This is a genomic window from Frankia sp. CeRuru1, assembly GCF_977966315.1.
The window spans coordinates 1-9,588 of record NZ_CDWWEW010000192.1; the positions used below are offsets into that span (position 1 = coordinate 1).

Genomic DNA, 9,588 nt, shown 5'->3' on the forward strand with positions numbered 1-9,588 from the left:
CAGCCGTACGGTGTAGGGGTGCCGGGGAGCGGTGAAGACCGTCCCCACGTCCCCGGACTCGACGACCCGCCCGTCGTACATCACCAGGACCCGGTCGCTGAGGTGCTGCACGACGCCGAGGTCGTGCGAGACGAAGACCATGGCCATGCGGTGGGTCCGGCGCAGGTCGACGAGCAGGTCCAGGACCTGGGCCTGGATGGACACGTCGAGCGCGGACACCGGTTCGTCGCAGATCAGCACCTGCGGTTCCACGGACAGCGCCCGGGCGATGGCCACCCGCTGCCGCTGCCCGCCGGACAGCTCGACCGGTCTGCGCCGTAGTTCCCGCGCGGAGAGCCCCACCTGTTCCAGCCGTTGGACGGCGGCGTCGCGGCGCTCGGTTCGCGCGACCCCACCCACCCGCAGCGCCTGCGTCAGGATCCGGCCCACCGTCAGTCGTGGGTCGAAGGAACCCAGCGGGTCCTGGAAGATCGCCTGGATCTGCCGGCGGCGTGGTCGGCGGTCACGCTCCGGCACCCAGCTGCCCCAGCCGCCCCCAGGACCCGACGGGCCGACCCAGGGAACGCCGCCGAGCAGCACCTCACCCGCGTCGGGTTCGGTCAGACCCAGCATGATCCGGGCGAGCGTCGTCTTCCCCGAACCGGACTCGCCGACGAGCCCGAGGGTCTCCCCGCGGCGCAGCGCGAAGGAGACGTCCCGGACCACCTCGCGTCGCTCTCCGTCCGCCGTCCGGAACGCCTTGCGCAGTCCCGTCGCCCGCAGAAGGATCTCGGCGCCGGTCGAGCCGCCCGCGTCGAGCCCGGCAGACGCGAGCCCGGCAGACGCGAGCCCGGCCGACGCGATCCCGGCTTCGTCGACGGGTCCGGCCAGCCGGCTGCCCCTGGTCCGCGCGGAGGGCACGGCGGCAAGCAGCTCGCGGGTATAGGCGTGCGTGGGATCGCCCAGTACCCGCTCGGTCGGGCCACTCTCCAGGATCACTCCGTCGCGCAGCACGGCGACCCGATCGGCGAGCCGGGCGACGACTGCCAGGTCATGGCTGATGAGCAGCAGTCCCATCCCGCTCTCGCGCAGACCGGCGAGCAGATCGAGGATCCGGGCCTGGACCGAGACGTCGAGAGCGGTGGTCGGCTCGTCGGCGATGAGCAGGTCCGGGGTGCCGGCCAGCGCCGCGGCGATCAGCACCCGCTGGCGCAACCCGCCGGAGAGCTGGTGCGGGTACTGCCGGGCACGGACCTGTGGATCAGGAATACCGGCCCGCGCCAGCAGCGTCGCGATCCGGGGGCCACGTTCGGCCCGCGCGACTGGGCCCTGTGCCCGCAGCGCCTCGTCGACCTCCTGCTCGACCCGCCGCAGCGGATCGAGGGAACCGAGGGCGTCCTGGAGCACCAGGCCGATCCGGCGGCCACGCAGGGCGCGCCATTCCCGGTCCCGCAGCCCGATGAGGTCGGTCCCGCCCAGGCGCAGCCGCCGGGCCTGGACCGTCGCGTCCGCTCCGGCGAGTCCGACGAGGGCGCGGGCGGTCACGCTCTTACCCGATCCGGACTCGCCCACGAGGGCCACACACTCCCCCACAGCGACATCGAAGGAGATTCCCCGCACCACCTCGACGGCCCGACCGCCCCGGCCGAAGGAGACCCGCAGCCCGTCGACGGTCAGCAGGGTCGCGGACGGCTCCTTCGCCCCCCGCGCGCTCAGAGGTGTCGAACCAGGGGGTGCCGACCCCAGCGGTGCCGAGTTCGGCGGTGCCGGCGGTGAGACCTGCGGCTGGTCGTTCACGGAGTCCGTCCCTCCACCCGCAGGCGGGCATGGCGGCCGAGCACGGTCACGGCGACGACAGTGGCGGCGATCGCCGCCCCGGGGAACACCACGACCCACCAGGCGGTGTCGATGACGCCCCGGCCGTCGGCGAGCATCGCCCCCCACTCGGGGGCCGGCGGCTTCGTACCGAGGCCCAGGAAACTCAGCGCCGAACCTGAGATGATCGCCGTCCCGACGCCGACGGTGGCCAGCACGAGCAACGGTCCTAGCGTGTTCGGCACGATGTGGCGCAGCACGATCACCGATCGGGGCAGGCCGAGCGCCACCCCGGCGTCGACAAACCCGGCATGGCGGACGACGAGGGCACGCGACCGCACAACCCGCGCGTAGCTGGGGACCGCCGCGATGCCGATGGCCACCGCCGCGTTCACCGAGCCTGGACCGACGATGGCGATGACCAGCAGCGCGAGGAGCAGCTCGGGGAAGGCGAGCAGCAGGTCCACGAGCCGCATGAGCAGCCCGTCCGCGAACCGGCCGCCGAGGGCCGCCGCGAGGCCGACCGTCGCCCCGATCCCCGCGCCGAGCGCGGTCGCTCCGGCACCGAGCAGTAGCGAATGCCGGGCGCCGGTGACCACCCGCGCGAAGACGTCCCGGCCCAGCTGGTCGGTGCCGAACCAGTGTGCCCAGCTCGGTCCGCGCAGCGCCTCGCCGAGGTTCGCCCCGTCCACGGGATGACGGCTGAGCAGCCCCGGCCAGGCGGTCGCGACAAGAAGCAGGACGATCAGCAGGCCGGCCGCGATCAAACCGGGACGCGGCCGGCCACCGCCGGTGCGGGCCAGGGCACCGGCGGCGGGCGACTCGGTCCCGGGGCGGGCCTCCCCGACCGCGGTCACCGGGACACCGCCAGATCAACCGCCGTGGCCCTCCCGGCACCGGATCCGTCGTCGCGCAGTCGCGGGTCAATGAGCAGGTAGAGCAGGTCGACCACGCTGTTCACGACGACGAAGACCGCCGCGGACAGCAGCACCACCGCGGTGACCACCGGGATGTCCTTGGCCGAGATCGCCGCGAGGGTCACCCGACCGATCCCCGGCCGGGCGAACACCGCCTCGGTGACGACGGCGCCGCCGAGCAGGCTGCCCACCGCCCAGCCGAGCAGGGTGACGAGCGGGAGCGCGGCATGGCGCAGGGCGTGGCGGGTCAGCACGCCCACCGCGCCGATGCCGCGGGCGCGGACCGAGACGACGAACGGAGCCTCCAGCGCGGCGTCAAGTCCCTCCCGCAGCACCTGGGCGAGGACCCCGGCGATCGGCAGGGCCAGCGCGGACGCCGGGAGGACCAGTCCGGACGGGCCAGCGGCGCCGGCACTGGGAAACCAGCCGAGATGCGCGGAGAAGAGGGTGATGAGCAGGATGCCGATCCAGAACGTCGGGCTCGACACGACGAGCAGCTCGACGCTGGTCGCCAGCATCCGGCCGAGCCGGTGGGTGGTGCCGCCCCGGCCGGCGGTCGACACCACGAGCCCGATCGCCAGCAGCGTGGCGAGCGCGGACGCCGTGAGCGCCAGCTGCACCGTCGGCCACACCTGACCGGACAACACCTCCACGACCGGCCGCTGCAGCTGGTAGGAGGTGCCGAGATGGCCGGTCACCAGGCGGCGCAGCCAGGTGCCGTACTGGACGACGAGCGGCGACTGGAACCCGTACGTCTCGTTGATCTGCTCCCGAAGCTGCGGCGAGATCCCGAACGTCGGCCCGATCAAAGTGTCGACGGGATCACCCGGTACGACGTGCAGCGTCACGAAGGCCAACGTCGCCGCGCCCCACAGGACCCCGGCGCCCACGACCAGCCGACGCAGCAGGAACCTCGCCACAGCCCGCACTAGATCAGCCCACCCAGCTGTCGTAGAACAGCGGGAAGGCGTCCGCGTCGAAGGTGATGTCGTAGACCTTCGACACCGTGCCGACGGTCCGGGTGAACACGTAGACCGGCAGGGTGTACGCGTGGTCGATCACATATTTCTGCACCTGCCCGTAGGCCTTCTTGCGGGCGGCGAGATCCGTCGTGCCGGCGCCGGTCGCGAGCCATTCGTCGACCTCCGGCACCGCGATCCCGGAACTGTTCGCCCCGCCCTGGGTGAACGTCAGATTCGAGGCGAACAGCGTACGGAGCAGGTCGGGGTCGGACTTGCCCCAGCTGTAGGCGATCAGGTCGTAGCCGCCGGCGTTGCGCTGGGTGGTGTAGGCGCCCGAGTCCATCGAGTAGAGCTTGGTGGCGATGCCGACCTTCTTCAGGTCGGCCTGTACCGCCTGGCTGACGATGTCGCGCTGCTCGCGGTTGAAGGCGCCGACGTAGGGCCAGTCGAGGACGAGACGCGCGCCGTTCTTCGTGCGGTAGCCGTCGGCGTCGCGGCCGGTGTAGCCGGCCTCGTCGAGCAGCTTGTTCGCCGCGGCGACGTCATGGGGGAAGGCCTTCTCGAGGCTGGGATCGTAGGCGATGTTCTTTGGCGTCAGGGTGCTCCACGCGCGGGCGTACTGGCCGGCGTAGACCGTCTTCACGATCGTGTCGACGTCGACGGCGCGCTGGACGGCCTTGCGGACCCGCTCGTCGGAGAACGGCGCACGCCTGGTGTTGAAGTAGATCGAGTAGTTGGCGTTCTGCGGAATCACCTTGAGCAGCCGCAGGGAGTTATCGCCCTCGAGCGCGGCGACGTTCTGCGCCGGCACGCCGTCGGCGGCGTCGATCTCCCCACTGCGCAGCGCGCTCACCCTCGTCGCGTCCTCGGGCAGGAAGCGGATGGCCAGCTTGTCGAGGTAGGCGGCGCCGGTGTGCTTCGCGCCGCCGGGGGCCGAGGTGTAGCCGTCATTGCGGGTAAACTCGGCGACCGATCCCTTCACATAGCGGGTGAAGCGAAACGGCCCGGTACCCACCGAGTTCGGCCCGCCCGAGCAGAGGGTGTCCGGCGCTTCGGCGATCTTCTTCGGCGACTCGATGCCGAGGTAGGCCGTGGCGGCCGCGGCGAGGAATGCCGCGTACGGCTTGGAGAAGGTGACCTTGGCCGTGCGGGGGTCGACGACCTCGGTGCCGACGTAGGGGCCGAGCAGCGCCACCGCGTACTGCGACTTCGTTGACTTCGCCGCGATGTGGTCGAAGTTCGCCTTCACCGCCGCCGCGTCGAACGGTGTGCCGTCGTGGAACGTCACGCCGTCCTTGAGCTTGAAGGTGAACGTCTTCGCGTCGGCGGAGACCGTCCACGACGTGGCCAGCCACGGGCCGACCTCGCCGCCCGGCTGCTGCGCCACGAGCGAGTCGAACACACCCCGCTGGATGACAGCGGTGACGTCGGCCGGGCTGACGTGCGGGTCGAGGCAGTCGCCCTCGGTGGCCACCGCGAAGGTGAGCGTGCCGCCCCGGTGCGGTGTTCCGCCCGCCCCGTTCGCGCTGGTGGAGCCGGCGGGTGCCGGATCGGACGCGCAGGCGCCGAGCATGGCGGCGGCGGCCGCGACGGCCGCGACGCGGGCGGCGGGGTGGAATCGGGGACGTGGGCGTTTCATGGATGCTCCAGATAGGGCGGACGCGACGATGGCCTCACCAGGTCATGCGGCCCGGCGGCCGAGGGGCACGCGGAGCCGCAACCGGCGGCCCGGGCGCGTGCCGTACGGGCACGGACCAGCACGAACGGGGAGGTAGTCGCCGATGGTGCTATTGCCGTACTAGTCTAGACAGGCAGCGGTTCATCCTGTTATCGCGGCTCATAGGCATCGGGCCGCAAGCCCGTGCGCATCGCCCGTAGGCCCACCCGCACGTGCCGCGCGCCCCGCCCGGCGTCGCGCATGTCCGTCCGGCGGTACGCCGCGCCACCTCGGTGGAGCCGTCAACGGGGATGAGCGACGAGGTGGCGGTCCACCAGGGTGAAGCCGAAGGAGGGCGGTGGGGCCGCGCCGAACCGGCGCAGGGCACCCGCCATCGTGTCGATCTCGTCCCGCCAGGCCGTCGCGGCCAGGGCGGAGGTACCCGGATCCGAGGTGTCCAGGGCGGAGGTGTCCAGGGCGGAGGTGTAGAGGCCCAGACAGGTGCGGACGTGCTCGAAGAAGGCGGTTAGGACCCGGGCCGTGACGTGCGCGCGGACGTCCCGCTCGTCGGCACCCCGGTCAATGGCCTCGATCGCCGCCGCGGCGAGGATCGCCGTGCGGACGGCGTGCGCGACCCCCGAGCCGCTGAGCGGGTCGAACCGGGCGGCGGTGCCTCCCACCGCGAACCACCCCGGCCCGCAGGGCGGTTGTAGGAACCGGGGCGCCGCGGGCACGACCACGACGGTCTCGGGCAGCGCCGTCAATCGTGCTCCCAGCGCCGTCTCGGCGAGAAGCCGATGAAGCAGCGGCACGGGACGGGCGACGGGCCCGGGGACCATCGCCTGCACCAACGCCTGCCGCTCGCCGATCGGCGCCAGGAAGACCCATGCCGACCCGGCGGCCACCAGCCGGCTCGTGGCGGTGGGCTCGGCCGGCGCGAGCCGCACCTCGGCGCTGATCATGTTTCGGCGTCCGAGCTCGACGGGTCGGGCCGGTCGGCCCGGTGGAGGCGCAGCGGCGGTGACCAGCCACACGGCAGGCGGCGACACGGCAGGCGGCGACGCGAGGCCATCCGGGGTGAACCGGACCAGGTCCGGGTGCGCCTCGGCGAGCCGTGCGCCCAGCCGGCGGACCAGCACGCTGCCGTCGACAGCCAGGCTGGGCTGTTCCAGCCGCCGCGTCGTGGCCGACCCGCCCCACCGGACGTGCCGGTGCCGAATCGGCCAGGCGTCCTCGAACAGGCCGGCGCCGCCGTCCCAGACGTCTCGGAGCACGGCAACGGTCAGCTCGTTGAGCACCAGCCAGCGCGGACGCGCACCGCCGGTATCCGGCGCCCGCTCACGGGCATCCGGTTGCCATCCGGTCACCCGGACGGGCCGTCCCTGGGCGGCGAGCAGGTACGCGCAGGTCAGGCCGGCCAACCCAGCCCCGGCGACGACGGCCTCGGTCATTCCTCCGTCCGGGAGCCGCCCGGCTCCCCGTCCGTTGCGGAGGCCGGCGCGGAGGCCGGCGCGGAGGCCGGCGCGGTGCCGGCGGCCAGGAGCTCGGCGAGCAGGGCCTCGTGCGCCGCCCCGTGCTGGAGCACGAGTCGACGCTCCGCCGAGCCGCCCAGCTCGGCAACGGTCTCCTGCGCCCGCCGGAGCCCGGCGGCGTGGTCGGCGACCGGAATGGGCAGGGTGACCGGACCGGGCAGGGCGAAGCGCGGCTGCACGCCGCGCGCGGCGAGCAGGTGGTTCGTCTCGTGCAGGCTGAACATCGCCCGACGGGCCTGCTCGAGCAGCTGCCCGCCGGCCCGGTCCCCCAGGGCGAAGGTCGCCTGCAGGGCGCTGAGCAGCAGAGCGTAGTTCTGGTCGCTGAGATCCGCCAGACCGCCGGTGAGCGCGTCGACCGGATCCGGCCGCATCGTGCGCAGATAGCTCTCCGGCGCGAGCCCGGCGAGGTGATTCTTGACCGTGCCGAACCGGCGGAAGTGCTCACCCCCCTCGTCGATGATGAGCTTGACAAGGTGGACGAGCCGGTCCCGCTCGGGGAAGAGGTCGGGCCGTCCATCGATCGTGCGCAGCAGCCGCACGTACATCCCGTCGATGCCCGACGCCGTTCCCTGGCTCGGCCGTTCGACCTCGATGAACCAGTCCAGCTGTGCCGGGGTCAACGGCTGGAGCTGGAACGGCCGGTCGAGCTGGCGGTGGATGCGCTCGGCCCGGCCGACGTTCGGGGGCAGGCCGAGCAGGGTGAGCGCCTCGTTGACCCAGCGCAGGTGCCGCATCTCGTCGACCGCGATGGAGAACACCTCGGTGGCCGCGGCATGCACGCGGCGGGTGTGCTCGTCGGCGTCGTCGGGCAGTAGCCGGGGCGCGTCGAGCGAGTAGTGGGCGAACAGGTACTCCACCGACAGGGCATGTTCGACAGTGGCCAGGTAGTTCAGCTCGGCGAGCACCTCGTCCCGGGTCAGCTCGTCGGTAGCCGGCGCCGGGGGCGGTAGCGGCGCGCCCCCGCCGGTCTCCCGGCCGTCCAGCACGACGGCCAGGTCGTTCCAGGCATGGAGCATCTCGGGGTAGTCCAGTTCCAGCTCCCGGCGGCCGACCTCGGTCGCCAGGTCGGCGGGCGGCGGAACGCTGGTGCGATCGCGCCGCTGGAAGTTGACGTAGGGGACCTGCCCGTCCGCGCTGGTGACGACGTCGGGCTTGGACGCCGCCCAGTAGAAGCAGCCGCAGTCCCGGAAGTCGTACTGCCACGGCGCGCACAGGCTGCGGGTCAGCTCCCCGGGCAGGTAGACGTCGGGGTCGATGACACCGTCGGGGTCGAGGTAACGGGCCCGGTCGGCGACCAGGACCGCCAGCACCGTGCCGTCCGGATCCCGCTGCACGACGCTGCGGTCACCGCGACGGAATCCGTTGAGCGTGCCGTTCACGACGTCGGCGCCGGGCGAGGAGATCCCCGGCGGCGGGCCGAGCAGGATCGCGATCCGACCCGGCATCAGGTCGTGCACCAGCCGCCAGACGTCCAGACCGCCAAGGTCCGCGCAGGTGAACGTCGGTATCTCCGATTCGGCCTGGTCGACGGTCGTGCGCCCGCACACCGCCCACAGGTGCAGGGGCAGATCCGCGTCGGTCAGGCCGCGCTCGGCGGCGACACCGGTGGCGGCGACGTGACGCAGCACGGCGCCGTCCGGACGGTGGAACTCGAAGGTCAGCCCGGGGAAGAACGCCTTGTCGAGATTGCGCTGGTCGAACTCCAGCCCCGGATAGCAGTTGTCGACGCCGCTCTCGGGACGGGTGCCGGCCGGGTTGCCGCGCACAACGTGGTCCGCCCGCGCTGTCAGGTTACGGGGGAAGATCTTCCCGGCCGGTGGCCCGGGCACGGGCACGGGATCCGCCATGTTTCAGCCCCTTCCTCGAGCGACGCACCTCGCCGGGCGACGCATCCTCATCGAGTTCATCGAGCAACGCCTCATCACCGGGCGGCGCACCACCGGGCGGCGCACCACCGGGCGGCGCACCATCACCGGGCGGCGCACCATCACCGGGCGACGGTGGTCGGGTCACTGCCGCTGCCGCCGTACATCGCCGACGCCGGCGGTCGCCCGTCGAAAAAATCGGGACGCGCCGCGGACAGCTCGACGTACGCCCGCAGGCAGAAGGCGAGCCAGCCACGGATGTAGTCGCAGCCGGGCCGCCCACGCCGGGTGACCTCGTGGTAGCAGCCGCCCCCGCACAGATACCGGGCCCAGCACGAGCGGCACGGGCTCATCCGGTCGACGTGGCTACGGGCGAGGTGACCCGCCCGGGCCGCGTCGTCCGGGCCGGCCGCCACCGACCCCATGGCGAAGTCGGGGTCGTCGACGAGCCGGTGGCAGGCGAACAGGTCGCCGTTCGCGGCGGCGCTGAGGTACCCCGCGCCCGCCCCGCACGGGTAGGGGCGATGGCTGCCGCGGTGAATCTGCTGCATGGCGGTCTCAAAGTTGCCGAACGGGTACCGGCGACCGGCGGCCAGCTCACGCAGCGCCACCTCGCCGCACTCGACCATCTGCCGCAGGAACTCGTCGAAGGCCGGGCGGGTGAACTCGAGCGCCGGGTCCGGCGACGCGACGACCGCAGCGAACCCGACCTCGTCGAACCCGAGGCCGATCACGTGGTCGAGGACGTCGCGCAGCCGGCCGCTCGCCGGGGTGACGGTGATCCGGGCGGCGAGGTGGCGCGGGCGCCCGTGGCGGGCCAGCAGGTCGAGCCCGGCCCGCACCCGGTCGTAGGCACTGGCC

At 72.9% G+C, this 9,588-nt stretch carries 7 protein-coding genes; all 7 read right to left on the minus strand.

Annotated elements, in window-relative coordinates:
• Nucleotides 1–1,776: dipeptide ABC transporter ATP-binding protein (locus AC08OP_RS14585; protein WP_476614691.1), on the minus strand; the 1,776-nt coding region annotated here is incomplete at its 3' end.
• Nucleotides 1,773–2,651, minus strand: a complete 879-nt coding sequence (locus AC08OP_RS14590; RefSeq protein WP_476614692.1) for an ABC transporter permease — start codon at nucleotides 2,649–2,651, stop codon at nucleotides 1,773–1,775. The genes AC08OP_RS14585 and AC08OP_RS14590, both read right to left, overlap by 4 nt.
• Complete coding sequence (locus AC08OP_RS14595) at nucleotides 2,648–3,640, minus strand: ABC transporter permease (RefSeq protein ID WP_476614694.1); 993 nt, start codon at nucleotides 3,638–3,640, stop codon at nucleotides 2,648–2,650. Before AC08OP_RS14595 ends, AC08OP_RS14590 begins: the two co-directional genes overlap by 4 nt.
• A 4-nt stretch (nucleotides 3,641–3,644) precedes the next feature.
• Nucleotides 3,645–5,312 (minus strand): ABC transporter substrate-binding protein, encoded by a 1,668-nt coding sequence (locus AC08OP_RS14600; protein ID WP_476614695.1) that lies wholly within the window; start codon nucleotides 5,310–5,312, stop codon nucleotides 3,645–3,647.
• Nucleotides 5,313–5,632: 320 nt separating this feature from the next.
• Nucleotides 5,633–6,781 (minus strand): hypothetical protein, encoded by a 1,149-nt coding sequence (locus AC08OP_RS14605; protein ID WP_476614696.1) that lies wholly within the window; start codon nucleotides 6,779–6,781, stop codon nucleotides 5,633–5,635.
• The gene (locus tag AC08OP_RS14610) at nucleotides 6,778–8,709 is read right to left on the minus strand and encodes a ferritin-like domain-containing protein (RefSeq protein ID WP_476614697.1); all 1,932 of its coding nucleotides are present in this window, start codon (nucleotides 8,707–8,709) and stop codon (nucleotides 6,778–6,780) included. The genes AC08OP_RS14605 and AC08OP_RS14610 overlap by 4 nt, the downstream gene beginning before the upstream one ends.
• 140 nt (nucleotides 8,710–8,849) lie before the next feature.
• Nucleotides 8,850–9,588 (minus strand): SPASM domain-containing protein (locus AC08OP_RS14615; protein ID WP_476614698.1); only part of this gene is annotated, 739 nt, incomplete at its 5' end.

Excerpts from the sequence above, each read along its gene's own strand:
- AC08OP_RS14605 (WP_476614696.1), bottom strand. The coding sequence starts at position 6,781 with ATGACCGAGGCCGTCGTCGCCGGGGCTGGGTTGGCCGGCCTGACCTGC.
- AC08OP_RS14600 (WP_476614695.1), bottom strand. The coding sequence starts at position 5,312 with ATGAAACGCCCACGTCCCCGATTCCACCCCGCCGCCCGCGTCGCGGCC.
- AC08OP_RS14610 (WP_476614697.1), bottom strand. The coding sequence starts at position 8,709 with ATGGCGGATCCCGTGCCCGTGCCCGGGCCACCGGCCGGGAAGATCTTC.